Annotated in this window: 29 protein-coding genes; 22 read left to right on the forward strand and 7 right to left on the reverse strand. The window is 38.5% G+C overall.

What is annotated here, in order from left to right; genetic code table 11:
• Window positions 1–475 precede the first annotated feature (475 nt).
• Entirely contained in the window at window positions 476–1,942 is a 1,467-nt protein-coding gene (locus ACFOUV_RS01015; RefSeq protein WP_379494908.1) for an alkaline phosphatase family protein, read from the forward strand.
• 79 nt (window positions 1,943–2,021) lie between these two features.
• Here ACFOUV_RS01015 and ACFOUV_RS01020 read toward each other — a convergent pair whose 3' ends face one another.
• Window positions 2,022–2,717 (reverse strand): DUF421 domain-containing protein, encoded by a 696-nt coding sequence (locus tag ACFOUV_RS01020; protein WP_379494909.1) that lies wholly within the window; start codon window positions 2,715–2,717, stop codon window positions 2,022–2,024.
• Between the two features lie 171 nt (window positions 2,718–2,888).
• On the opposite strand from ACFOUV_RS01020, the gene ACFOUV_RS01025 reads away from it, so the two are divergent.
• From ACFOUV_RS01025 to ACFOUV_RS01080, 12 genes are all read left to right on the forward strand, one after another.
• Window positions 2,889–3,719: a manganese catalase family protein gene (locus ACFOUV_RS01025; protein WP_379494910.1), complete on the forward strand. Its 831-nt coding sequence runs from the start codon at window positions 2,889–2,891 to the stop codon at window positions 3,717–3,719.
• A gap of 372 nt (window positions 3,720–4,091) precedes the next feature.
• Window positions 4,092–5,228, forward strand: a complete 1,137-nt coding sequence (locus tag ACFOUV_RS01030; protein WP_379494911.1) for a betaine/proline/choline family ABC transporter ATP-binding protein — start codon at window positions 4,092–4,094, stop codon at window positions 5,226–5,228.
• Window positions 5,221–5,874 carry an ABC transporter permease gene (locus ACFOUV_RS01035; protein ID WP_379494912.1) on the forward strand — a complete coding sequence of 218 codons (654 nt, stop codon included), beginning with the start codon at window positions 5,221–5,223 and terminating at the stop codon, window positions 5,872–5,874. Before ACFOUV_RS01030 ends, ACFOUV_RS01035 begins: the two co-directional genes overlap by 8 nt.
• A gap of 1 nt (window position 5,875) precedes the next feature.
• Window positions 5,876–6,763 carry a glycine betaine ABC transporter substrate-binding protein gene (locus ACFOUV_RS01040; protein WP_379494913.1) on the forward strand — a complete coding sequence of 296 codons (888 nt, stop codon included), beginning with the start codon at window positions 5,876–5,878 and terminating at the stop codon, window positions 6,761–6,763.
• Between the two features lie 471 nt (window positions 6,764–7,234).
• Window positions 7,235–7,828, forward strand: coding sequence for a sigma-70 family RNA polymerase sigma factor (locus ACFOUV_RS01045; protein ID WP_379494914.1), 594 nt, complete (start codon window positions 7,235–7,237; stop codon window positions 7,826–7,828).
• Window positions 7,813–8,481 (forward strand): DUF6241 domain-containing protein, encoded by a 669-nt coding sequence (locus ACFOUV_RS01050; RefSeq protein WP_379494915.1) that lies wholly within the window; start codon window positions 7,813–7,815, stop codon window positions 8,479–8,481. The genes ACFOUV_RS01045 and ACFOUV_RS01050 overlap by 16 nt, the downstream gene beginning before the upstream one ends.
• A gap of 100 nt (window positions 8,482–8,581) precedes the next feature.
• Window positions 8,582–9,148 (forward strand): DUF6241 domain-containing protein, encoded by a 567-nt coding sequence (locus ACFOUV_RS01055; RefSeq protein ID WP_379494916.1) that lies wholly within the window; start codon window positions 8,582–8,584, stop codon window positions 9,146–9,148.
• A 148-nt stretch (window positions 9,149–9,296) separates the two neighbouring features.
• Window positions 9,297–9,641 carry an ArsR/SmtB family transcription factor gene (locus tag ACFOUV_RS01060; protein WP_379494917.1) on the forward strand — a complete coding sequence of 115 codons (345 nt, stop codon included), beginning with the start codon at window positions 9,297–9,299 and terminating at the stop codon, window positions 9,639–9,641.
• A gap of 34 nt (window positions 9,642–9,675) precedes the next feature.
• Window positions 9,676–10,032 carry an arsenite efflux transporter metallochaperone ArsD gene (arsD, locus tag ACFOUV_RS01065; RefSeq protein WP_379494918.1) on the forward strand — a complete coding sequence of 119 codons (357 nt, stop codon included), beginning with the start codon at window positions 9,676–9,678 and terminating at the stop codon, window positions 10,030–10,032.
• A gap of 15 nt (window positions 10,033–10,047) precedes the next feature.
• Window positions 10,048–11,811 (forward strand): arsenical pump-driving ATPase, encoded by a 1,764-nt coding sequence (gene arsA, locus ACFOUV_RS01070; protein ID WP_379494919.1) that lies wholly within the window; start codon window positions 10,048–10,050, stop codon window positions 11,809–11,811.
• A gap of 29 nt (window positions 11,812–11,840) precedes the next feature.
• Complete coding sequence (locus tag ACFOUV_RS01075; RefSeq protein ID WP_379494920.1) at window positions 11,841–12,122, forward strand: adhesin; 282 nt, start codon at window positions 11,841–11,843, stop codon at window positions 12,120–12,122.
• Between the two features lie 149 nt (window positions 12,123–12,271).
• Window positions 12,272–13,909, forward strand: a complete 1,638-nt coding sequence (locus ACFOUV_RS01080; protein ID WP_379494921.1) for an FAD-dependent oxidoreductase — start codon at window positions 12,272–12,274, stop codon at window positions 13,907–13,909.
• A gap of 177 nt (window positions 13,910–14,086) precedes the next feature.
• On the opposite strand, the gene ACFOUV_RS01085 is transcribed toward ACFOUV_RS01080, so the two are convergent.
• The 3 genes from ACFOUV_RS01085 to ACFOUV_RS01095 are packed head-to-tail and all read right to left on the reverse strand — an operon-like array spanning window position 14,087 to window position 15,677.
• The gene (locus ACFOUV_RS01085; protein ID WP_379494922.1) at window positions 14,087–14,392 is read right to left on the reverse strand and encodes a monooxygenase; all 306 of its coding nucleotides are present in this window, start codon (window positions 14,390–14,392) and stop codon (window positions 14,087–14,089) included.
• A 21-nt stretch (window positions 14,393–14,413) separates the two neighbouring features.
• Window positions 14,414–15,334 carry a DsbA family protein gene (locus ACFOUV_RS01090; RefSeq protein ID WP_379494923.1) on the reverse strand — a complete coding sequence of 307 codons (921 nt, stop codon included), beginning with the start codon at window positions 15,332–15,334 and terminating at the stop codon, window positions 14,414–14,416.
• Complete coding sequence (locus ACFOUV_RS01095) at window positions 15,321–15,677, reverse strand: winged helix-turn-helix transcriptional regulator (RefSeq protein WP_379494924.1); 357 nt, start codon at window positions 15,675–15,677, stop codon at window positions 15,321–15,323. Before ACFOUV_RS01095 ends, ACFOUV_RS01090 begins: the two co-directional genes overlap by 14 nt.
• A gap of 182 nt (window positions 15,678–15,859) precedes the next feature.
• On the opposite strand from ACFOUV_RS01095, the gene ACFOUV_RS01100 reads away from it, so the two are divergent.
• From ACFOUV_RS01100 to ACFOUV_RS01115, 4 genes are all read left to right on the forward strand, one after another.
• Window positions 15,860–16,414, forward strand: coding sequence for a maltose acetyltransferase domain-containing protein (locus ACFOUV_RS01100; protein WP_379494925.1), 555 nt, complete (start codon window positions 15,860–15,862; stop codon window positions 16,412–16,414).
• Between the two features lie 83 nt (window positions 16,415–16,497).
• The gene (locus ACFOUV_RS01105) at window positions 16,498–17,298 is read left to right on the forward strand and encodes a SurA N-terminal domain-containing protein (RefSeq protein ID WP_379494926.1); all 801 of its coding nucleotides are present in this window, start codon (window positions 16,498–16,500) and stop codon (window positions 17,296–17,298) included.
• A gap of 146 nt (window positions 17,299–17,444) precedes the next feature.
• The gene (locus ACFOUV_RS01110; protein WP_379494927.1) at window positions 17,445–18,038 is read left to right on the forward strand and encodes a class I SAM-dependent methyltransferase; all 594 of its coding nucleotides are present in this window, start codon (window positions 17,445–17,447) and stop codon (window positions 18,036–18,038) included.
• 139 nt (window positions 18,039–18,177) lie between these two features.
• On the forward strand, window positions 18,178–19,020 hold the full coding sequence (locus ACFOUV_RS01115; RefSeq protein WP_379494928.1) for an aldo/keto reductase: 843 nt from the start codon (window positions 18,178–18,180) through the stop codon (window positions 19,018–19,020).
• Window positions 19,021–19,098: 78 nt separating this feature from the next.
• Here ACFOUV_RS01115 and ACFOUV_RS01120 read toward each other — a convergent pair whose 3' ends face one another.
• Together ACFOUV_RS01120 and ACFOUV_RS01125 are read right to left on the reverse strand one after the other, a co-directional pair.
• Window positions 19,099–19,491: a hypothetical protein gene (locus ACFOUV_RS01120; protein ID WP_379494929.1), complete on the reverse strand. Its 393-nt coding sequence runs from the start codon at window positions 19,489–19,491 to the stop codon at window positions 19,099–19,101.
• A 39-nt stretch (window positions 19,492–19,530) separates the two neighbouring features.
• Window positions 19,531–19,920, reverse strand: coding sequence for an RDD family protein (locus ACFOUV_RS01125; RefSeq protein ID WP_379494930.1), 390 nt, complete (start codon window positions 19,918–19,920; stop codon window positions 19,531–19,533).
• Between the two features lie 320 nt (window positions 19,921–20,240).
• Between ACFOUV_RS01125 and ACFOUV_RS01130 the strand changes: the two genes are divergently transcribed.
• The 5 genes from ACFOUV_RS01130 (at window position 20,241) to ACFOUV_RS01150 (ending at window position 24,440) form a co-directional block, all read left to right on the forward strand.
• The gene (locus tag ACFOUV_RS01130) at window positions 20,241–21,716 is read left to right on the forward strand and encodes a protein adenylyltransferase SelO (RefSeq protein ID WP_379494931.1); all 1,476 of its coding nucleotides are present in this window, start codon (window positions 20,241–20,243) and stop codon (window positions 21,714–21,716) included.
• 95 nt (window positions 21,717–21,811) lie between these two features.
• Entirely contained in the window at window positions 21,812–22,123 is a 312-nt protein-coding gene (locus tag ACFOUV_RS01135) for a hypothetical protein (RefSeq protein WP_379494932.1), read from the forward strand.
• Window positions 22,101–22,337 carry a hypothetical protein gene (locus ACFOUV_RS01140; RefSeq protein WP_379494933.1) on the forward strand — a complete coding sequence of 79 codons (237 nt, stop codon included), beginning with the start codon at window positions 22,101–22,103 and terminating at the stop codon, window positions 22,335–22,337. Before ACFOUV_RS01135 ends, ACFOUV_RS01140 begins: the two co-directional genes overlap by 23 nt.
• A 164-nt stretch (window positions 22,338–22,501) precedes the next feature.
• Window positions 22,502–23,263 carry an alpha/beta hydrolase gene (locus ACFOUV_RS01145; protein WP_379494934.1) on the forward strand — a complete coding sequence of 254 codons (762 nt, stop codon included), beginning with the start codon at window positions 22,502–22,504 and terminating at the stop codon, window positions 23,261–23,263.
• Window positions 23,264–23,561: 298 nt separating this feature from the next.
• Window positions 23,562–24,440, forward strand: coding sequence for a 3D domain-containing protein (locus ACFOUV_RS01150; RefSeq protein WP_379494935.1), 879 nt, complete (start codon window positions 23,562–23,564; stop codon window positions 24,438–24,440).
• A 108-nt stretch (window positions 24,441–24,548) separates the two neighbouring features.
• Here ACFOUV_RS01150 and ACFOUV_RS01155 read toward each other — a convergent pair whose 3' ends face one another.
• Window positions 24,549–24,770, reverse strand: coding sequence for a hypothetical protein (locus tag ACFOUV_RS01155; RefSeq protein WP_379494936.1), 222 nt, complete (start codon window positions 24,768–24,770; stop codon window positions 24,549–24,551).
• Between the last annotated feature and the right edge of the window lie 8 nt (window positions 24,771–24,778).

A 24,778-nucleotide genomic window follows, 5' to 3' on the forward strand; every position in this document is an offset into this window, starting at 1 on the left:
AGGAGAGGTGAACATTAGGAGTAAATATGAACTTTCGACATTAAAAAAGAGCTGCAAATCTTAGACTTACTGCAAGAGGAACAATTTCTAACATTAACAGAAATCACAGAGACGCTTGAGTTAAAGTTATAGCTGAAAGTAAAGAAATTACAAAGGAACTAAATATTCGGTATTAAGATTGTTTAGACATTAGACGTTCAATTGACAGAGAATGAAATTACAAAAATTGATAATATTTTTCAATAATTACCGGAATGGGTAGAACATATGATGACGGTGTAGTGCCTGTCACTCCCCGAATTTTGTCATATTTTGTTGGAAAATGCCTTATATAATTAAAAGAAGGTGGAACAATAGAGAGATACTCTATATTGCTCCACTTTTTTATGACTTGTCACTTACATTTCCGTCGACAAATTTCAACATAATTCGGGGAGTGACAGGCACCCTTTATGATAGTGAGGATGAAAATGATATGAAGAAAAAGGTAAGATCGTTTAAACCTGTAATTTTGCTGAACATTGATTCATTGATGGCGGAACCGCTTGAGGTAGCTATCCAAACCGGACGTGCTCCTGCTTTAAAATTTTTAATGGAAAATGGCAGTTATATTCCAAACATGGTGACTTCGTTTCCGACAATGTCCGTCACCATCGACAGCAGTCTCTTGACAGGTACATATGCTGACAAACATCATATTCCGGGCCTAAACTGGTTCGATGATTCCCGAAAAGAAATTATTAACTACGGAACGGGATTCCGGGAGACGTTCAGGCTAGGGATGCGGCGGTCTGTCCATAACATGCTCTACCGATTGAATAATGAGCATATGAGCAGTGAAGTTACTACGATTTATGAGGATTTAGCTGGAAGAGGGATACCTTCTGCGTCCATTAATTCTTTTGTTTATCGTGGAAACACACCACAACGGTTACGTGTACCGCGGTTACTTAGTACATTAACCCGATTTAAAGACGGTAAATGGACAACAGATGCAACAACTATTTTTTCCTTAGGTACGTTCTCCAAACTAAGGTCATGGGGTGTCGCAACTCAAATAGCTGCCGGAAATTATAAATATACAGCCCGGGAGCTTAGGTATTTAATTCGTAAGCGAAAGCTTCCAGGTTTTACTTTTTGTATATTTCAGGATATGGACGCCCGTATTCATTTTAAAGGACCGATGGATATTAAAGGGATCGCCAAGATTGATAGGGAGATTCAAAAAACATTGAACCTGTACCTAAGTTGGGAGGAAGCGCTCAATCAAAATATATGGCTTGTTATGGGAGATAATGGTCAATCTCCAACAGGTAGCAGGTACCGTGACTTTATCATTGATTTACGCAAACAATTAAAAAAATATCGTATCTCCCGCATCGAACGTCCTGTATCCAAAAAAGATCAGCTTGTCCTCTGTGTAAACCAGCGAATGGCTTATATTTACGTACTAGATCAACAACTTCCACTGTCTGCTATTGTTGAACAGCTCAAAAATGATCAACGAATTGATATCATAGCCTGGAAGGACGAAGATTCCATTCACGTCGAATCTGGTATGAGAGAAGGTTCATTGCAATTTCATCCAGGGGGAGAATATACGGATGTATATCATCAAACATGGAGTATGGAAGGAGATTGTAAGCTTTTGGATTTGAATCTGACAAATGGAAAAGAATTGTCTTATGGTGATTATCCTGATGCGTTAGTTCGGTTACATAGCGTATTGCACTCCCATTCGGGACGTTATATTGTCGTTAATGCGAAACCGGGTTGTGAATTTAAAGCACAATCTACACCATTCCATCTTGCTGGTGCAGCACACGGTTCATTACACAAACAAGAATCACTTGTACCGCTCATCATTTCAGGAACTACCGAGAAACCAATATATCGACGTGTTGTGGATTTGAAAGCGTATATACTTAAGTTGATTCCATAAAAGCTAACTTGTGTATTCAGACTGGATTTTATAAAAAAGATCTACGTTAAATAGGGAGAAGGCTAAATAGAAAGCTATTTTAACGTAGAATATCTTTTTTCTTATCGATATATAAAGTACCGTCTTTTTGCACTTCAGCATAGAAGACATCTGAAATAGATGATATACCAGCTGCTTCTAATTGTTGGTTTACCCATTGGTGATCAAGTTTTAACTTTTTTAAATTATCTTTTTTAATTTTCCCATCTGAAATAACAGCCGTAGAAATAGAAAAAACGGGCTTAGTTGGGTGAATATTCATATCACCTTTATTTAACGGTTGATTGCCTTCCTTTTTCAATACGGAGAGCGTGCCGTCGGTTTCAAAAATTGCATAGTCTACGTCTGAAAGTGAAAATACATACTTTTTTCGTAAGAGCGCATTTAATGCGTCTACATCTAAACGTACCTTTCGAAGTTCACTCTCCATAATTTTCCCCTTTTTGATCAGAATTCTTGGTTGTCCTTCGACAGTGTAGCGAACTTTTGGGGATTTTATGTCCAGAATTCCTAGGATAATCGTAAATGCGCTCCAAATGATTAAGGCAATGATCCCGTTGCGAATACTTAACGTAGAATCAATTGCAAGGGAAGCACCAATGGTACCTATAGAAATCCCTGACACAAAATTAAAAAAAGTCATTTGCGAAATCTCTTTTCTACCCATGAGCCTTGTTAGAATGATCAAGGTTACATAAGCTATTGCAAGTCTGAGAACTAATTCTACAATTGTCATATTCAATCTCCTTCTATGTTTCAACTATTAACAGTTATTGTTCCGGGATATTTAAGTTTTGATACATTAAATAGTCAATGGTTAGGACAATCTAATGTTACATCCTAAATATTATGGAAAGAATAAATAGTTGGTTGTAGGTTAATTTAAAACTAAAAGGAGTGTGGAATCATGTTTTATCACGTGAAAGAATTGCAGTATAATGCAAAACCAGATCGGCCTGACCCAGTTTATGCTAAAAAGCTACAAGAAGTTTTAGGTGGACAGTTCGGCGAAATAACCGTTATGATGCAGTACCTTTTCCAAGGTTGGAATTGTCGTGGTGAAGAAAAATATCGTGATATGCTGTTAGATATTGGTACGGAAGAGATTGCCCATGTGGAGATGCTTGCTACAATGATTGCACAATTACTTGATCATGCCCCGATTGAGGAACAGGAGCAAGCTGCAAAAAATCCGGTTATCGGAGCTGTGATGGGTGGGATGAATCCTCAGCATGCCATTGTTTCAGGATTGGGAGCAACGCCTACAGATAGTGCGGGTTATCCATTTAATGCACGATATACCATTGCGAGTGGGAACTTGCTTGCTGATTTCCGAGCAAATTTAAATGCGGAGTCACAGGGCCGCCTTCAGGTAGTGAGACTCTATGAAATGACTGATGATAAAGGTGTAAGGGACATGCTTTCCTGGCTAATTGCCCGCGACACAATGCACCAAAATCAGTGGATGGCAGCAATTGAGGAATTGGAACAGAGACAAAAGCCAATTGTACCTTCTACGTTTAATCAAAAATACGAAAAACAGGAAGTATCCTATTCGTTCATGAATTATTCATTAGGTGAAGAGAGCAGTGAAGGTCGATGGGCAAATGGAAAGAGCATGGATGGACAGGGAGAATTTAAATATGTAAGTGAGCCAAAAGCTTTAGGGCAGAAACCAGCACTACAACCGGCTCCGGGATATATTCACGGAACGCCACCCACCAACCCTAAACAATAAGTTAAAGATGTCTTCTGAGTTAGGAGGCATCTTTTTGTGTTTAGATTGCTTTTTAACTATTGTGTTATCCAAAATTTCCATAAAAGTAACGTTTAAGAAACATGCTTTGGATAAATGACAGTCAGCAAGAGGATATAAGAGGCTTAGAGAGGATTTATAACTTAAATCATTTTAATGTTCACTATTTTCGCAAATAGTGGAAAATATTGGCTTATTGCACTGTTTATCGGCTTTGTACCTATTACTATTGGGATGTATACTGAAATTAGAACTATTTTTTACATAAGCCTTTTCTAATAAAAAAGGTTTCCCTGCGCACACTAGTGCTTAGGGAAATTTTTTTTTGTTAGAAAAAAACTACAGGGGGTACATATGTTAAAATTTGAAAACGTAAGCAAAGTTTACAAGGATGGTTTTAAAGCAGTAGATTCCGTCAGTTTTGAAATTCCTGAAGGAGAGCTTGTTGTTCTTATTGGACCAAGTGGATCCGGAAAATCAACGACAATGAAAATGATTAATAGAATGATTCCCCACACATCGGGTACGATTTCTATAAATGGAAAAGATGTTACGAAGTTAAATGCAGCAGAGTTGCGACGTAATATCGGGTATGTTATTCAACAAATTGGCCTATTTCCACATTATACGATTGAAAAAAATATTGCGATTGTACCGCAACTTAAGGGTTGGAAGGAACAGGATATCAAAGAGCGAGTGAAAGAACTTTTGGTGCTGGTTGGACTTGATCCAAAGGTATTTAGCACCCGTTATCCTAAAGAATTATCAGGTGGACAACAGCAGCGTGTCGGTGTGGCAAGAGCTCTAGCATCCAATCCTAGTGTTATCTTGATGGATGAACCATTTGGTGCACTTGATCCAATCACAAGGGAGCAATTACAAGGAGAGTTAATTTCGTTGCAGCAAAAATTGAAGAAGACAATTGTTTTTGTAACGCATGATATGGATGAGGCGTTAAAGCTTGGTGATCGAATTGCCATAATGAAAGATGGTGCTTTACTTCAGCTCGATACTCCAGAGAAATTATTACACGAACCAGCATATGGCTTTGTCGAAGATTTTATTGGTAAGCATCGAATTATCCAAAATCCAGATTTAATGTCCGTTGTAGATGTCATGACGGATTCAGTCTTAACGGCTCTTCCAAATAGATCTCCTGAAAAATCCCTTGCAATGATGCGCAAACAAAGAAAAACGATGTTAATTGTTGTTGACGAGACGGATAAATTGCTAGGAATTGTATCTGCATATGATCTAATGAAGAAAATGGACGATATTAAAACAATTGAAGAGATTATGCTTCCTGCTAAGGTATTTCTTGATAGCTCAAAAAGTGCTAAAGATGCCATTCTTTTAATGCAGACAGCTTCACGGGGGATAATTCCGGTAGTAGATGAGGGCGAAAAGCTAATCGGATTAGTGACTCGTGGAACATTGCTTTCCGCATTATCTAGTCAATGGACAGAAATGGAGGAGGAAGTGAATGAATAATTTAAATTTATGGGAACAAATTGTCCAACAGACACAAATGCGTTGGCAAGAAGTTCTTGAGGCGACATTTGTCCATATCCAACTCGTGTTTTTTTCTATGTTAATGGCTATTATATTAGGTGTTTTCTTAGGTATTCTTATAACACGCGTTCCATCGCTCGTACCGTTCGTATTAGGTGGGACAGGTATTATGCAAACTATTCCCAGTCTAGCAGTACTTGGCTTTTTAATCCCTGTTTTTGGAATTGGTGTCAAGACAGGAATTGCAGCCTTATTTTTATATTCCCTTTTACCGATTGTTCGGAACACGTATACAGGTATTAAAGATGTAGATAGGGCAACCTTGGAAGCGGCTAAGGGAATGGGAATGACGAGCAAGATGATTTTATTTAAAGTGGAGCTCCCTTTGTCCATCCCAATTATAATGGCTGGAATCCGTACTGCAGCTGTTATCAACGTGGGGAATGCTACATTGGCAGCCTTTATTGGCGCTGGTGGGCTTGGAGACTTTATATTCTTAGGTATTACCCGAGGGATTGATGGCTTAATTTTCTTAGGAGCAATACCAGCTGCTATCTTAGCGATTTTACTTGAGTTTTCCTTCAATAAGATTGAACGTTGGTCTACACCAGAAGGGTTGAAATAGAATGAATAAGATAAAATTACTATTAATGGTTATTATTTTTATTACGGTTCTCCCACTTGCAGGTTGCATTTTAAAGACAGATGATGCAGTCACTGTTGGTTCAAGAAATAATACGGAAAGTATCATATTATCGAATATTATGGGTCAATTGATTGAAGAAAAAACAGATATAGATGTCATATATCGGGAAAATCTTGGTGGATCTAATGTAGTGTGGAATGCAATGATGAATGGTAGTATTCAGGTAATACCTGATTATACAGGTACGATTGTGATAACGTATTATGGTGAATCTCCCGGTACTGCGGAGGAAACGTTAGCGAAAACGAAGGAACTGGTGGCTGAGGATGGGATTGCAGCATTTGGCACATTCGGCTTTAATAATACGTACACACTTGCCTTTGATGAATCAGAAGCAGAACGACTAGGGGTAGAAACGTTTAGTGACTTTGCCGAAGTATCCGACCAATATACACTTGGAGCTGTTTTCGAGTTTATTGATCGCCCGGACGGTTTGCCAGGTTTTGAAGAAGAATACGATTTGGAGTTTAAAGATGTGAAGGGTATGGATCATGGGATGATGTATCGTGCCATAGATAATGGTGAAGTGGATGTAATCAATTCCTACACAACGGATGGGCAATTACAGATATATGATTTAAGAGTGCTCGAAGATGATAAATCTTACTTTCCACCATACCATGCGCTTCCTCTAGTACGAGAAGAAACACTTGAAAAATATCCGGAGTTAGAAGAAGTACTACAACTGCTCGAAGGTAAAATTGATGAACAAACAATGCAAGCTATGAATGCTAAAGTGGATAACGAAGGCATGATGGTTGATTTGGTGGCAAAAGAATTTTTACAAGAATCTGAGCTAATTGAATAGAAGGAAGCATCTCCATGCTTCTTCTTTTTTTTGGAGAAAAATATTTGAATAGTTAAAATTGTGACTAAAATTTAAACGACTATGATGTGGTGGTTCCTGCGTATTTTGGTTTCCTCAGATTTCCTTCCAATACCCGAATCATAAGCAAACTACATACCTTATATTCCATATTTTATTAAACATCACTTAATTAAAAATAAGTGAAGCAGATAAGCCGGAGTAAAGATTAGAAAGATGATAAACTGAATCAATAGAAAAAATTGTTAGCAAGATGTTCACTGATGCTAGGAAGGATGAAATGGATTTTAATATATGTCCCTCAGCGGTTTAAGGCATGAAAACGCTGGCTGTGGTTCTTTTTCTGAAAAAGAACCGGATCTAGGTAGATTCGAAAACTTTGTGGGTTTTTTGAATCATTTTTTATATTCACTACGTCTAACTAGGATGTCATCTAAAGAAGGGGGAAGTAGATTGGTCAAATCGATAAACTCTACGTCATACGATAGAAGTGATACAGAGATTTTACAATTAAATCCGAACGAAGCAATTAATACCATCATGGATATATATGGTAATGAAATAAAAAGATTAATATACACCTATGTTAATAGCGTTGCAGAAACAGATGATATTACGCAGGAAGTCTTTGTGACGATTTATCAAAAGTTGGATACATTCCAACGAAAATCATCTTTGAAAACATGGATTTACTCCATCGCTATCAATAAATGTAAAGACTACCTAAGAAGCTGGCAATCACGGAATAAGCGATTAAAGGAGAAAATGTTGCAACAGGTTGACCAGGTCGAAGTAGAAGATACGCCTGAAGAATTGATTATAAAGAAGAACGAATCCAATCTCATACTGAATCAAGTATTGAAATTGCCGATCAAATATCGGGAAGTCATTATCCTATATTATTTTAAAGAGTTATCGGTAAAGGAAATAAGTAATTCATTACATATGAAAGAAGTGTCTATACGTACAAGATTGCAACGAGCCCGTGAAAAGTTGAAAGTTCTTTTGCTGAAAGAAGGGGTGGATAGTTTATGGATGGACATTTGAAGAAAAAAAGTAAAGATCTGGAAAATCAAATTCCAGTGTCATTTACGGAAAAAGATAAGCAGGCAATCTTAAAGAAAATTAAAACTACAGAGCAAAGTCGAAAGACAAACGCACATCAAATTTTTCCGAAGCTTATGACTGCATTTGTCCTTGTTGGAGCAATTTTCCTACTTATTTCGATTACCATATCAGATTTTAATCAGGAACAGACAAGTCAAATAGAAGAAAACGATCAAATCAAAGATGTGGATGAAGAAATGGAAGAAAAAAAGAGTGTTAGGGAAAAAAATCCATTTGGAAACTTTATTTCTCATGGAAGTCTAAAGGAGACGGACTATCTACAATATATTCATTGGATGTCACATCAAAAAGTCATTGCTGAGAATAAGTGGGGATTCTATGAAATCACAGATGAGCGGATTAGTTGGTTAATAGAAGGGCTAGAAAAGAGAGATTTTGGTCATGAGGAAACTTACCGGGATATCCTGGAAAGGTGGGCATCAGGTGATTTTTCAGAAGTAGATGAAGACCATAACATCGTACACGGTATATTGGGTGGAACCGAAGATGAAGCAACTGGAATACTAAGCCCAGAAGAAGAACAAGAATATATCAACAACACACAAGAAGTAAGCGAAATATACAACAACTAGGAAGCATGGGGACGGTTCTCTTGCTTCCATTTCGGACAAATGGAAGCAGAAGAACCGTCCCCGCGCTTCCAATAAGACGATAATTGGGAGGAATAACAATATGAAGAAAGCATTATGGATTTTGGGAACCGCGGCAGTTATCGCATTAGGCGTTTTCTTGTATATGGTAGGAACGACATTATTTGAAGCAGCAGAAAAAGCAGAGGAAGATGATCCGTCTACAGAAGAAACGAAAGAAGTAAACTTTGATGCTGTAATGAACGGGGAGGCCGAAGAAGAAAATTCTGAGGAGGAGGAAGAAACGGAAGAAGTTTCAGCAGATATGAATCCATTCGGTCAGGCTATAGTTGTCAGTGATATAAAAGAGGACCACATCCAAGGTTATATACATAATATGTCCCATCAGAAGGTAGAAGCAAGTGAGAAGTGGGGATTCTATGAAATAACAGATGAGCGTATTAATTGGTTATTAGAAGCTGTAAATAATGGTGATTATCCGAATGGAGATACTTACAGAGATATTTTAGAAAGATGGGCGAATGGCGATTTTTCCAGCGTAGTTCAAGATCATAACACGGTCTGGAGTTTACAGGATGGAACCATCGGCAAAGCAACAGGCATATTAAGCAAAGAAGAAGAACAAGCCTTTATAGAAAGTAGAAAGTAAGAAAAAGGAAGCACGGGGACGGTTCTCGTGCTTCCTTTTAAGTCTGCATGGAAGCAGGAGAACCGTCCCCGTGCTTCCAGAACTTTTGGTTTGAGTATATAAGCAAATCGTTATATAATGATATTAAGATAGGGTGGAGGTGAATTCTATGTTGCAAACAGCAACGGATATAGAGAAGGCGTCAATGTTACTGAAATTGTTAGGGGATAAAACACGTTTAAGCATGATGAAAATTCTTGATAGTCAGGCTTGTTGTGTTTGTGAATTTGTAGAGATTTTTCAGATGAGTCAACCTGCGATTAGTCAGCACCTTCGTAAATTAAGAGCCATTGGTTTAGTTAATGAGGAAAGAAAAGGTCAATGGATTTTTTATTCGGTAAATAAGGAACACGGGGACTACCCATTTATTCAGCAGATTCTTAGTCAATTACCGAATCAAGATGATAAATTAAAAGAATTAGAAGAACGAGGTACGCGTATTACGTGTTGTTAACAATAAATCATTCTTATGAGGGAGATGTTTAAATATGAAAAAAGTTGAGATTTATGATCCGGCAATGTGCTGTTCTACAGGAGTTTGCGGGCCGAGTGTTGATCCTGACTTGACTCGTGTTGCCTCAGCTGTGTATTCGCTTGAGAAACAAGGTGTGGATATTAAACGTTATAACTTGGCAAATGATCCGGCAACCTTTGCAGAGAACGAAACAATTAATCAGGTACTTCAGGAAAAAGGCGTCGATGCACTTCCAATTACGCTTTTAAATCAAAAAGTTGCTAAAGCTGGAGCATATCCCACGAATGAAGAATTTGCAGAATGGGCTGAAGTGAAAGCCGAGGAACTTAACGAAAAACCTCGTGTACGTGTTTCGATAAAACTTGATTAACAAAGGAGGAAGATTATGTACCAACTATACGATCCAATAAAGAATGTTCAAACTCCAGTTTTATTCTTTACTGGAAAAGGTGGGGTTGGGAAAACATCCGTAGCTTGTTCCACTGCTGTGTCCCTGACAGATGTAGGGAAAAAAGTACTCTTAGTTAGTACGGATCCAGCATCCAACTTACAGGACGTTTTTGGCATCGATCTGACGAGTGACCCGATTGAAGTGCCGAATGTGAAAAATCTTTTTGCAAGCAATATTGACCCCGAAGAAGCAGCAAGCGCTTATCGGGAGAAAACGGTAGGTCCGTATCGAGACAAACTTCCGGAATCTGTTGTTAATCAAATGGAAGAACAACTATCAGGCGCTTGTACGGTAGAAATTGCTGCATTTGATGAGTTCTCTCATATACTTGCTAATGATTATATATTAACGCAATATGATCATGTATTATTTGATACCGCACCAACTGGTCATACGCTTCGATTATTATCGCTGCCAACGGCTTGGAATGGTTATTTAGAAGAAAGCACACACGGTGCCTCTTGTTTAGGGCCACTTTCAGGACTTGGAGACAAAAAGAATTTGTATCAAAAAGCGGTTCAAGCTCTCTCTGATGATGAGAAAACAACGCTCATTTTAGTCGCGAGACCCGAGGAATCAACGTTAGTAGAGGCAAATCGTGCGTCGATGGAATTGCGCGATATCGGGATTCAAAATCAAATGATGATTATCAACGGACTGCTTCAATCACATGTGCCAACTGATGCAGTTTCCAAAGCGTTTTATGAAAGTCAGCAAGCTTCATTAAAACAAATACCAGAGTCATTGCAGCAAATGAAAACTTTATCATTGCCATATATTTCGTATTCATTAACAGGTGTCAATAGCCTGCGTCAACTCGTAAGCGAACATCCATATATTGAAAAAGAGGTTAAATCGAATGAAATTGAACTTGATCAACTATCTGAGTTAAATGATGTGATCGATGACTTTTCCACCAGAAATACACGTGTTATTTTTACAATGGGAAAAGGTGGAGTCGGAAAAACATCTGTCGCTTCAGCCATTGCAGTTGTCCTCTCGGAAAGAGGGCATAAAGTTCATTTGACAACGACGGACCCTGCATCACATCTGGATTACATTTTTAAAAATAGGGCTGTAGACGAAAATTTATCGATAAGCAGCATTAATCCAGAAACCGAAGTTGAAACATACAAGAAGGAAATCATTACAGCAGCTGGTGAACTGTCTGAAGGAGAATTATCTTACTTGAAAGAGGACCTTGAATCACCATGTACCGAAGAAATAGCGGTTTTCCGTGCCTTTGCTGATGTGGTGTCAAGGTCTGAAAATGAGATAGTTGTTATTGACACAGCACCAACTGGCCATACGTTATTGTTGCTCGATTCTTCAGAAGCATATCATAAGGAAATGAATCGCTCGACAGGTAAAATACCCGGAAATGTAAAGGAATTATTACCTCGACTTCGTGATCCTGAAGAGACAGGAGTAGTCATTGTAACATTGGCAGAAGAAACACCTGTATTTGAATCCACTCGTTTGCAGGAAGATCTTAAGCGTGCGCAGATTGTTCCAAAGTGGTGGGTCATCAATCGAAGTTTATATGCGACAGGAACAAACGATCCAATCCTAAAAGCAAGGGCATCCAGTGAAAAACAATGGATTAAAAAGATAGAAGAGGATCTGGCTGAACAAAGTGCTCTTATCCCGTGGACATCAGAAGTTAAAATCGGTTTACCTACCAAAACATACGTATAAACGTTCATTAAATTAGAGGGGGATTTAAAATGAATATTACTGAAAAGGCAAAATTGAACTTGCAAACCATTTTTGAAACAAAGGGCGGAGAGAGTATTCGCTTTTATTCCATGGGAGATGGATGCTGTGGACCACAACTAGGAATATCATTGGATGGACCGGAAGAAAATGACATCGTTGAAGAGGTAAATGGAATAAAAGTAGCAGTGGATCAGGATATAAAAGATACGGTTGAGGGATTAACATTAGACAATGATGAAACTCCTGAGGGTTCACAGTTTGTGTTATTAGGAATGAATCAATGCTGTTAGTTTTTTTGGCAGTAAAGAAAGTATATCCATATTTCTTTCTGCATAAGTGCAACTAAGGCATCGCCCAAAGGCTTGGCGAATGCCAAGTTTTCTAATGTGACAATTAAAGACGGTGAAACAACAAATCATCCTTTGGAGGAATTTTTAACATGAAAATAATCATTATCGGCTCAGTTGCTGCAGGTACTTCTGTTGCTGCAAAAGCCCGCAGAAATGATGAAAAGACGGAAATAACTTTATATAATGCGGACTACGATATCTCTTATTCAATATGTGGGATTCCTTACTTTTTGGGTGGAGAAGTAAATGAATTAGAATCATTAACCCCTCGAAGTGCAGCTTGGTTTAAAAAGCGGTACAATGTGGATATTTTTACCCGCCATGAGGTAACGACAATCAACCATAAGCGTAAAAAAGTAACCGTTAAAAACCTGGAAACCAATGAAACAATGGAAGACGATTACGATACATTAGTATTTGCAACCGGAGCAACACCTACAACACCAGATATTACGGGGGCAGATCAGGATCATGTCTTCCATGTACGCACTATTCAAAACACAGCCGCAATTGACGCTTATATGACGGCAAATCAACCAAAAAAAGTAACGATTATTGGTGCTGGATTTATTGGACTTGAAGTGGCGGAACAACTGACACATAAGGGATTAGAAGTAACATTAATTCAACGAAGTAACCAAATAATGCCCCATCTGGACAAAGATATGGCATCCAGAGTGAAACATCATGTAATCAGTCATGGTGTGACATTGTACTTAAATGAAGAAGTCCGTACTATTTCGGAAAATGCTGTAGAAACGAAAAACGGGATGGTCATTGATTCGGAGATGGTCATCTTAGCGACCGGTGTCCGACCAAATAAAAAACTGGCAGAAGAAATCGGTGTGGAATTAGGAAAATCTGGTGCTATCAAAGTGAACAACAAAATGCAAACGAATCTTCCGGAAGTATATGCAGTTGGCGATGTTGCGGAAAGCTTTTCTGTAATTACTGGAGAACCCATTTATCGTCCGTTAGGTTCTACTGCCAACAAAATGGGTCGTATTGCTGGAGATGTAATTACAGGTGGAGATTTGGAACATCGAGGGGTTCTTGGTACTGGAATTTTAAGGGTGTTTGACCTTGCTGTTGGTTACACTGGATTAAGTGAAAAAGAAGCAATTAAAGCCGGCTATGATATGGAAGTACTTCACAATATTAAACCGTCGAGAGCAGATTATTTGGGAGGGAAAGAACTTGTTATTAAGGCGATAGCTGATAGAAAAACGAGCCAGATTCTAGGTGTTCAAATTATTGGTGAAGACGGTGTTGATAAGCGAATTGACGTTTTCGTAACTGCTATGTCTTTTAAAGCAAAAGCTGAGGATCTGTTCCATTTAGATCTAGCATATGCACCTCCCTTCAGTACAACGAAAGATCCCGTTATGTACACGGGAATGGCTTTGCAGAATGCCATCGATAAGAAAAACAAACTGATTACCCCGCGCGAACTAATTGACCGGATCGACAATGGGGAACAGTTACAAATTATTGATACGAGAGCGACCAAGCAATTTGAAGCTTCTAATGTAACGGGAGCAATCAATATTCCATTGGCAGCATTACGTTCTGAGGCTAAAAATCTAGACCCCAACTTACCTACTGTTACATACTGCAACAGCGGAGTATCTGGTAATGCAGCTCAGAATGTTTTAAGAAATATGGGATTTAAAGAAGTGTTTAACCTATCAGGTGGAAATAAAAATTATCAAAGCTTTCATAAGTAGTAGGAAGCACGGGGACGGTTCTCGTGCTTCCCTTTTACGTATGCATGGAAGCAGAAGAACCGTCCCCGTGCTTCTTTTCAAAAACAATTAATTATATTACATGTTTCCGTGTAAGTATCTAAAACACGAGAAATGAAAAAACGGTAACCCCTTGATGAGAAGGAGGTTACCGTTGTTTTATTTTACAGGACCATTCGTAATCGCTGTCAGTTTTGAATTAATAGCAAATACTTTTGCGTTTACGTCGGTTATTCCGAATCCTGCCAATCGTTTTGTATGCATCTCCATATATTTACCAGCTGTTTCTTTCGTTTCAAATATATAAATTCCACCAGCCTCGTTTGTTTCGGGGCTTTCTGTCCAAATTTTCCATAGGAATCCTTCTTCCTTGTTGATACTTTCTGCTAAATCGGCAAATGCATTTGCCATTTCATCCCCGAATGGTCCATCCATCGTAAAATCAACCTGTAAAACATACGCCATTTGAATTCTCCTTTTGTTGATTTATTTTTTTACAAAATAGGTTTCGCCTAGAATTTCTTTTGTTTGATAATCATTTGATGAAAGCTCTTTTTCAACAAATGCGCGGATAGTTGTTTTTTCAACATCGTACATGATTTCAATCTCTTTTGAGAATAAAAGTTTTTCTTTTTCAAGTAAACTGGAAAGTGCTGGTTGTTGTGATGGTTCGAGCTCATCTACATTCAGAACTTGCTTTAGCCCAGTAACATAGGACTCAAATGGGCGCCCGCCAACAATTTTCATGCCCTTATTTTCCTTGTTTACCATTACAATGGTTGGAAATCCTCTAGCGCCTAAATTTGCAGCAAGCTTGAAATCTTCGTTCAATAATTGCTGGGAGCTCGGTAATTCTGCTTCTTTTACAATTGCCTCACCATCAAGTCCAAGATCATTTACGATTTCAATTAAAATGGATTTCTCTGCAATATTTTGATTAAACGCAAAAACGGCTTCTCTTGCGCGTCGTAAAAATACAGAAGCTAACGCTTGGTTATGCTCTTGAATAACTTTATATACGCGTGATGGGGGATAGGATGAGTAAACAGGATTGTCATACCAAAGGGTTCCATCAATTGGCATACGCGTTTGTTCCCCAACTTCTCTCCAGTGCCCAGCAACATCTGCTGGTCCTGAAATACCGTTGGCTGAATCGGCAAAACCATCTCCCCATTTCTCCAATAATCCGCCCATCACCGTATGGAAGTTGAAATGAGCGCCGTACTGCTCTACAAAACGACGAAGAACAGGTTCCAATGCCCAGCAATGCGAGCAAATGGGATCTGTCACATAATACAGATCAATCTTTTTCTCAGGTTGATTCAAATCAATTAATTCCATATCTTCGTCACTAGCTACACCGCATACTCCTGTTTCCGTGTCACAAATCATACTATTGTTCGTCAAATTCTTTTTCCTCACTTTCCATTGATATATTTACATCCATATAATCCCTGGCCCAATCCTGAATTGGTTTAAGACTATCCGCCAGGGCGATGCCTTTTTCTGTTAATCGATATGAAATGATAACAGGGGAACCAATTTTCACTACTTTTTCTACTAATTTATTCTCTACAAGTTCCGTTAGCTTAAGGGAGAGTGCTCTGGACGTAATTCCGGACAAATCACGCTTTATATCCGAAAAATGAACCGTATTATTATCACATAAGGATAAATAATGGATCAGTTGCCCATTCCACTTTTTTCCTATTATTTGAAAGGAAGCTTCAATATAAGGGCAAACCTTCATTTTTACCACCTCTTTTTATAATTATAACAAGTATAAAAAATATATCAAGTATAAAAATTATACTAATATTTGAAATTGGGATTGGCTTGGCGCATGCCAGGTTTTCTAAGATAAAGATAAAAATGATGTCTGTATGCTATGATTACTTAATATCATGGTTTTTATAAGGAGGAAATTATTTATTGAAAACAGAAAAGGAAAAAATGTTAAATGGTGAGCATTATAATGCCGCTGATTCCCAATTACTAGAGGAGAGAAAAAACGCTAGAAGACTTACAAGATTATATAATCAAACATTGGAAACAGAAGAGAACAAAAGGAACAAACTATTAAAGGAACTTTTCGGATCAACTGGAAATAATCTTTACATAGAACCAACGTTTCGATGTGATTATGGCAAAAATATTTATGTTGGAGAAAATTTCTATGCGAATTTTGACTGTGTATTTCTAGACGTGTGTGACATTCGAATCGGAGATAACTGTTTTATTGCTCCAGGGGTACACATCTATACAGCAACACATCCGCTAAACGCCTCCGAACGAATATCGGGAGTTGAATTTGGTAAACCAGTCACGATTGGTCATAATGTCTGGATTGGCGGAAGGTCGATTATAAATCCAGGAGTTACTATAGGAAATAATGTGGTCATTGCTTCTGGTTCAGTTGTAATCGAAAATGTGCCGGATCAAGTAGTCGTTGGTGGAAATCCAGCACAATTCATAAAAGAAATATAAGAGATGAGAGGAAGCACGGACATACAAATGGATGTACAAGAAGTAAATTTATGGTAGAATAGCAAGCAAAATAAGAAAGGGGAATGAATTTGATTAAAAAATGGTTATTAAGTTTATCTATTGCTGTACTTGCTGTAGTAGTCGTTGCATGCAGTGATGAGGATGATACAGCTGAAGATAATAATGAAAATGCACAAACACAAGAAGAGTCTAATAGTGATAGCGAAGAAACTCCGGAAAGTGAGGAAGGTTTAGAACAGCCGCAAATGCCTGAACCTGATTTAGAAGGGGTTCCTGATGTTGTTGCAGAAGTGAATGGAGTAGAAATACCGAGAGAAGAATTTGAAACGAATTACACTGGGCAATTTCAACAAGCCGCCATGCAATCTCAGATGACTGGACAAGAAGTTGACCAGGATCAATTAAAAAAGCAATTAGCAGAAAGTATGATTGGTCTTGAACTACTGAAGCAGGAAGCAGACAGGACTAATATAGAAGCTACAGAAGAAGATATCGATCAGACATTAGATGAATTAGCAAAACAAAATGGACTTGAATCAAAGGATGAGTTCTTGACTGCATTAAACGAACAAGGCATGGGTGAAGAAGAAGTCATGTCTCAGCTTGACTTGCAAGTAAAAGTAGAAAAGCTTATCGCTAATGAAGCTGGTGAAATTGAGACAACTGACGAAGAGTTAGAAGAAATTTATGATCAATTCAAAGCGCAGCAAGAGGAAATGAATGGTGAAGATGCAGAAGTACCATCTTTTGAAGATATGAAGCCACAACTTGAACAACAAGTTAAGGGTCAACAAGAAGCGGAAGCATATCAAGCGTTAGTTGAAAAACTTCGTGAAGATGCAGACGTCACTAACTACTTATAATAGCTAATAAAACCAGGCTCAATACGATTGACCTGGTTTTTTAGTGTTTAAATGGAAGCATGGGGACGGTTCTCTTGCTTCTGTTAAAGGATAAAGGAAGCAAAATAACCGTCCCCATGCTTCCTGTGTATAAAGGATGATGGCAGTTGAGTATATGGTTTACGAAAATGTATGACTACTTCATGAAACCGCTTGAAAAAAATCGATTAGGAAATATTCGCAAGCACCTTGTTTCACAGCAGAAGGGGATTATATTGGAGATTGGGTCGGGGACAGGGGCTAATTTCTGTTATTATAAACAGGCGGAAAAGGTTGTTGCCATCGAACCAGATGCTGCGATGATGGGACAGTCGTTTACTAGAGTAGAAGTGGCAACGGTACCGATCGAACTGGTGAATGGCTCGGGTGAATGGTTACCATTTGAAGACAATAGCTTTGATGCAGCTGTCGGAACTTTGGTGCTATGTACTATACCTAATCCGAACCGGGCGCTCAAAGAAATCCGCCGTGTATGTAAACCAGGAGTTCCTATCTTATTTATAGAACACGTCAGGATTGATAGGCCGTTGCTCGGTAATCTACAGGATTTGGTGACGCCATTATGGAAGCGGCTGTGTGATGGCTGTCATTTAAACCGTAACACACTTGAACTCATTCAACAAAATGGCTTTGAAGTGATAAAGGTGGAAAAGTATTATAAGGACATCCTTCTTTCTATTGAAGCGACGAATGAAAAATAAAAATTACAGACTGATTGGAGAATCTCGAATTCAAATTGAATTGATTACAGTTGTCCTGAGTAGAATGAGTACCACAAATAGTTGAATTTCAATTCCTATAGGTGGTACTCTTAAAGTATATGGAAGGGAGTTTTTTGTTATGGGGATATCTATTCCAGAAATTACGCTTAATGATGGTGTTACATTGCCGGTTATCGGTCTTGGTACATATAAACTTAATGGAAATGAGGGTGCTACTGCGATAAATAGTGCAATTGACGCAGGTTATCGACTAATTGATTCCGCTTATAATTATGAAAATGAAGGAACTGTAGGTGAAGCTGTTCGTCGTAGTACAGTTCCAAGGGAAGAATTAAGAATTACATCTAAATTACCTGGTCGTTATCAAGCGTACGATAAAGCGGTCACTACTATTCAAGAATCTTTATACCGTGCAAATTTGGATTATTATGATTTATATCTAATTCATTGGCCAAATCCGAAACAAAATGATTATGTAGAGGCATGGCAGGCATTAATTGATGCTAAAAAATGGGGGTTGATCCGTTCGATTGGAGTTTGTAATTTCTTACCCGAACATTTGGAGCGTTTAAAAAAGGAAACCGGTATAATGCCAAGTATTAACCAAATAGAATTACATCCGTTTTTCAACCAGGAAGAACAAAGAAAATGGCATGAGGAGAATAATGTGCAGACTCAATCCTGGAGTCCATTAGCTCGAGTAAACCATGTTTTAGAAAATGAAACACTGAAAAATATTGCAGAACATCATAACAAGACGGTTTCACAAGTTATTTTACGTTGGCATCATCAACTTGGATCGATTCCAATTCCTAAATCTTCATCACCTGAACGACAACGTGATAATATATCAATTTTTGATTTTACTCTAAGTGAAACAGATATGAGTGAGATTGCGAAACTAACGCTCCAAAACGGCAGACAGAAAGATCAAGATCCGGCTATTTACGAAGAATTTTAAGTTTTAGGAAGCACGGGGACGGTTCTTTTGCTTCCATTTTAAGGATGGTTGGAAGCAGGAGAACCGTCCCCATGCTTCTCAATCTTCTTTTTCTACTAAAAATGATATTATCATAAATAACAAAAATGCTAATAATAATAGTGAGCCACCAATAATGAAAAGGACCATGGCTAGGGTTTGATTAATATTAAAAGGATTTATACTGTACATCCACATTCCGAAAGTTAATCCGAAAGCTCCTGCCATTGCGAGGTAACTGTGAAGGCTAACAAGTTTCTTGTACCTGACTTTATAGACTTTGTAAAAGATCCCCCATGCAAAAACGGATAACCAACCGACTAATAATATATGCGCATGAATTGGTCGAAGTGAATAATCCATGCTACCTGACATCTGTGAACCTATGAATGTACCAATGAATCCAAAAACAGTTGCAAATCGTATTAAACGTATACTCCAGACTTTCTCCACAACTAGATCCTCCTGTGTCTATTCATTTATGCAAACTTTTTATATTTCTTTCACTATTGTACCTGAGAATCGGTCATGAGGGAGAATCGATCCATCTTGTTTCTCAAATTCTTTATGGTTTTTCAAGTAATCCAGCGTGCTTAAGGTATCCCGATAAGCCATGCGCTTTATGATTTGGCATGATGTTAGGTCTGAACCATCTTCATTTTCAAGGACAAGTCCAATCTTTTTGTAACCAATCGTTTGACCAGATTTACGTAACTGGGTGTATTCTAGTGTCCATAATACGATGGTCGGGGTAATCAAAACATGAACCATTTCATTTTTTACTTTTTTTCTTAGAAAATACTCAACACCAGCAGTCACTGCGCTTGATATTGCCATGTCTAGCAGTATTGCACCCGTACGCTTTTTCGTAATAGATTTCATTAAAATCCTCCTCTAGCTTTTGCCTATGTATAATACTACGAACAACTAAGAAATAAGTTTCAATCATTTTGGAAGCACGGGGACGGTTCTCCTGCTTCCTCACCACAAATTAGCGAATGGAGAATATAAATCTGTATTATTATTCTGTTTAGCTGAAACTATATCGTTTCTGATTCGTATGTAATGTATGTATGAAGATCACAAAATTTACGTGATAGGAAGCATATTACCTTAGGATAATATTTTAATGGTAGTGGAGACTAAATAGGATAAATTTTTTATAGAGAACACAAATTTTTAGAAGTAAAGAAGGCGATATGATGTCGAACGGAGAAGAAATCACAAAAACAGGATGGAACTTGGACAATAGTTATGCTCGTTTACCGGAATTATTTTTTAAGAGCCTAACCCCTAACCTAGTACATGCACCGAGACTAGTCATTTTTAATAGTCAGTTGGCAACATCACTTGGATTGAATGCCCAGGAGCTGATCAGTGATGATGGCATTGCAATTCTTGCTGGTAATCGGACTCCTGAAGGTTCTTTGCCACTTGCTCAAGCTTATGCAGGACATCAATTCGGAAATTTTACCATGTTAGGAGATGGCAGGGCGATGCTGTTCGGCGAGCAAATTACTCCGCACGATGAGCGGGTTGATATTCAACTCAAAGGATCAGGCAGAACACCATATTCACGCGGGGGCGATGGACGCGCTGGGCTTGGACCGATGCTTCGCGAGTATATTATCAGTGAGGCAATGCATGCGCTTGGTATTCCAACTACGCGCAGCCTGGCAGTGGTTACGACGGGTGAGGCAATCAAGCGTGAAACGGAATTGCCTGGTGCAATTATGACACGTGTGGCTGACAGTCACCTGCGTGTCGGCACTTTTGAATATGCGGCAAACTGGGGCACGAAAGCGGATCTTCGGCTTCTTGCTGATTATGCATTGCAACGGCATTTCCCAGAAATTGATAATGTTCCGGACCGCTATCTCTCCCTGCTTCAAGAAGTAATTAAGCGTCAGGCTAAGTTAATTGCACAATGGCAATTAGTAGGTTTTATCCACGGGGTAATGAATACCGACAACATGACGATTAGTGGAGAAACGATTGATTATGGTCCGTGTGCCTTTATGGACATTTATGACCCGAAAACGGTCTTCAGTTCCATTGATGTTCAAGGCCGCTATTCCTATGGAAATCAGCCGGGGATTGCTGGCTGGAACCTCGCACGCTTTGCTGAAACGTTATTGCCATTATTGCATGAAAATAAGGAACAGGCACTTGAACTGGCTCAAAATGCAATTTCAGAATTTCCAGATCTGTATCGTTCGAAGTGGCTTGAGGGAATGCGAGCAAAACTGGGGTTATTTAATGAAGAAACAGAGGATGCGTCATTGATTGATGACCTGCTTCAAATGATGCAAACGTATCGTGCGGATTATACGAATACCTTCCTTGCGTTAACATTTGACACACCGGAAGATTTTGTCCTGTTCGGTACTCCAGAATTTGTGCAATGGCATGAATTGTGGCAGGCGAGACTCGGAAGGCAGAATGAATCGAAGGATTCCTCCCTACAAATGATGCGAAACAGTAATCCTGCAGTAATTCCTCGGAATCACCGGGTAGAAGCTGCACTGGAAGCCGCAGTAAATCAGGGAGACTATCGTGTGGTTGAGCAACTTCTTCATGTTCTTTCAAATCCATACGCACACTCACCCGAACAAGCTGATTACACCAAACTACCAGCAAAATCAACTCAACCATACCAAACATTTTGCGGTACATGACAGGAAGCACGGGGACGGTTCTCCTGCTTCCCAGCTCTTAGGAAGCAAAAGAACCGTCCCTATTCTTCCTATTTCGAATAGAGGGAGGTTAAATTATGCTGAAAATCGGTGTTCCTATGTTTGTGCTGTTCTTGATTGCTATACTGGCTTATATATTAAGTAAGCAACTACAGAGAGAATGGACATTTGTTGTTTGGGGAATTGCGACCATTGTACCTATTGCACCTTTGTTATCTTGGATTATTTCATATTTATACTCATATTATGAAGGTGATGGTTTTGCAGGTATAGCCCTATTTGGGATCTTGTTACCACTTCTTTTTCTGGTCGGATTGGTTTTAATTGCCATCGGTATTTATAGAATAGTAAGGAAGAAGGGTTCGGATGAAAAAGTTGAAAAACTATAAAAAGATATCTATCATCTGCTTACTTATTAGTATAAGTGTTTGGATTCCGAATATTATTTTTCAAATACCAGCTCCATTTTGGATGACAACTTTTCTCATTGCCCCGATTGGTATACTGTTTGCATTTTTTACAAAGAAATCTTGGTTAATTCTAGCAAACACAGCAATGTTCTTCAGCTTTTTTATCTTTATGTTTGCAGGTTATCAAAGATGAAAGCACGGGGACGGTTCTTTTGCTTCCTAAAATGGAAGCAAAAGAACCGTCCCCGTGCTTCCTGAAATTTGTTGTTTATTAATCATGAGTAAACTGGTATGATTAATATAATTAATAAATTTAAATAAATGATTGGTTTAAAACATATAGGGAGTGAAACTTTCATGCAAAATAAATATCCAGTAATCTCAGGTGCAGAACAGTTTTATAGGAAGCGGGGGCAAACGGGGATTCTTATCTCGCATGGTTTTATGGGCACCCCGCAAAGTGTACAATATATCGGAGAAAAACTGGCAAAATACGGATATTCTGTTCTTGCTCCAAGATTAGAAGGTCATGGAACGCATTATTATGATCTAGAGAAATGCAATCATAACGAATGGTTTGAATCATTGGAGAGAGGATATCATGAGTTAAAACAACACTGTACAACTATTTTGGTTATGGGTCAATCCATGGGTGGAACATTGGCACTTTGGCTTGCTAAAAAATACAAGGATGTAGAGGGCGTTATTTTAGTTAATCCAGCATTAACACTTCCATCCTATGAGTATTTGAGAGAAAAAACAGAACCGAGGTTTATAGATGAAGGGGTCCCAGATATTAAAGCAGAAAATGTTCATGAAATAACGTATTCTAAAATCCCAATCAGTGCAATCCATCAACTGCAAGAATTAATGGAACAGACTCCTCGAATTCTTCCGGAAATTAATTGTCCCGTTCTTGGCATTAAATCAACGGTAGACCATGTTGTGCCACCTGAAAACACAGATTATATTTTGAACCATGTAGGATCTGAAAAAAAACAAAGGATGATCTTGGAAAATTCCTATCATGTAGCATCTCTTGACAATGACAAAGAGCAAATAGCAAAAGGTTGTCACGATTTTACTCAAAATCTGGTTGGGTTGAAAGTGCCGTATTAATCATTATGTATGTACCTTTCAATCTAAAGTAGAAAGCACGGGGACGGTTCTCCTGCTTCCAAAAGTGGAAGCAAAAGAACCGTCCCCGTGCTTCTTGCTTGGGTGGAATCGGTCAATGGCATGAGATCTCCAATATATTCTATGCAATTGGTAGAGCAAGTAGAACCAATTCCTTAAAATATATTTAATTTTTAATATAGTGTGATAATTTGTAATCTTCTCTTAAACGAGCTGTAACCACAGATAGAATTTTGCGTGTTACGATAAGACTTGTCAATAATAAAAGGGGGACTACATAATGAAAAAGTTAGTAGCCGCATTTATAGGGTTGATCATGGTAAGTATTGCTGCGACGTCGGTGTCAGCAGCTGAATATGAGATACATAAGGGAGATAGTCTTTGGAAAATAGCAAATGAAAATAATACAACAGTAGAAACGTTAATGGAAATAAATGAACTGAAATCTTCTTTGATTCATCCGAAACAAGTATTGAAGCTAGAAGAAAAAGAAACGACAGCAGAATTTTATATTGTTCAAGAGGGAGATACCTTGAGCCAGATTCGTAGTGCACATGGTGATAACGTATCGGTAAAAGAACTGAAAGAGTGGAATAATCTTTCTTCTGACCTAATTATCACGGGACAGAAATTGATCGTGAATGATGCTACAGAACCTGAAAAAGTAGAAGAAGAATCTTCGGGGCAAACAGCAAATGTCGAATCTGAGGAACCTGAAAAAGAAGAGGTTGTTGAAATAACAACGGCTAGCAGTGAAGAAGTAAGTGAGGCGGAAGTAGAGACAGCTGAAGTAGACGCACAGCAAGCAGAAAAAGAGGTCGAACCGAAAGAACAGGTAACGGAAACAAAAACGGAACAACAAGTTAACGGTAGAACGTTTGCTGTTGAGTCAACAGCTTATACTGCAGGTTGTAATGGTTGCTCTGGTATTACTGCAACTGGAATAAATTTGAATAACGACCCAAATGCAAAAGTCATTGCTGTTGATCCAAATGTTATCCCGCTCGGCACGCAAGTCTATGTTGAAGGCTATGGGTATGCCGTGGCCGGTGATACCGGTGGTGCGATTAAAGGAAATAAAATAGATGTCCATCTCCCAACCAAATCCGAGGCCTACAGCTGGGGCAGAAGGACGGTAAACATTACCATTGTAGAGTAATTAGGAAGCATGGGGACGGTTCTCCTGCTTCCTTGTAACAGCAGTTTCTAATTAAATGAAATATGTAAAAAATGCTTATCCTCATACCGCATGAGGATAAGCATTTTTTTATTCGGATTCGTATGGAGATGCTTGCGTCTGTAGCGCGCTTTGGACTTGGCTTACCGTTGTTTGTGCTTGCGCAATTTCAGCAGTAGCCTGTTTTATCGCTTCTTGAGCCAATGCTTGATCAGATGTGGCTTTTTCAATTGCTTGGGTTAACAATTGCTGTGTTAATGTAACATTTGCTTTGGCTTGGTTTAATTGATTTACATCAATTTGTTGAGACATTCATATCT

The organism is Oceanobacillus longus (assembly GCF_042650085.1).
GTDB lineage: Bacteria > Bacillota > Bacilli > Bacillales > Amphibacillaceae > Oceanobacillus > Oceanobacillus longus.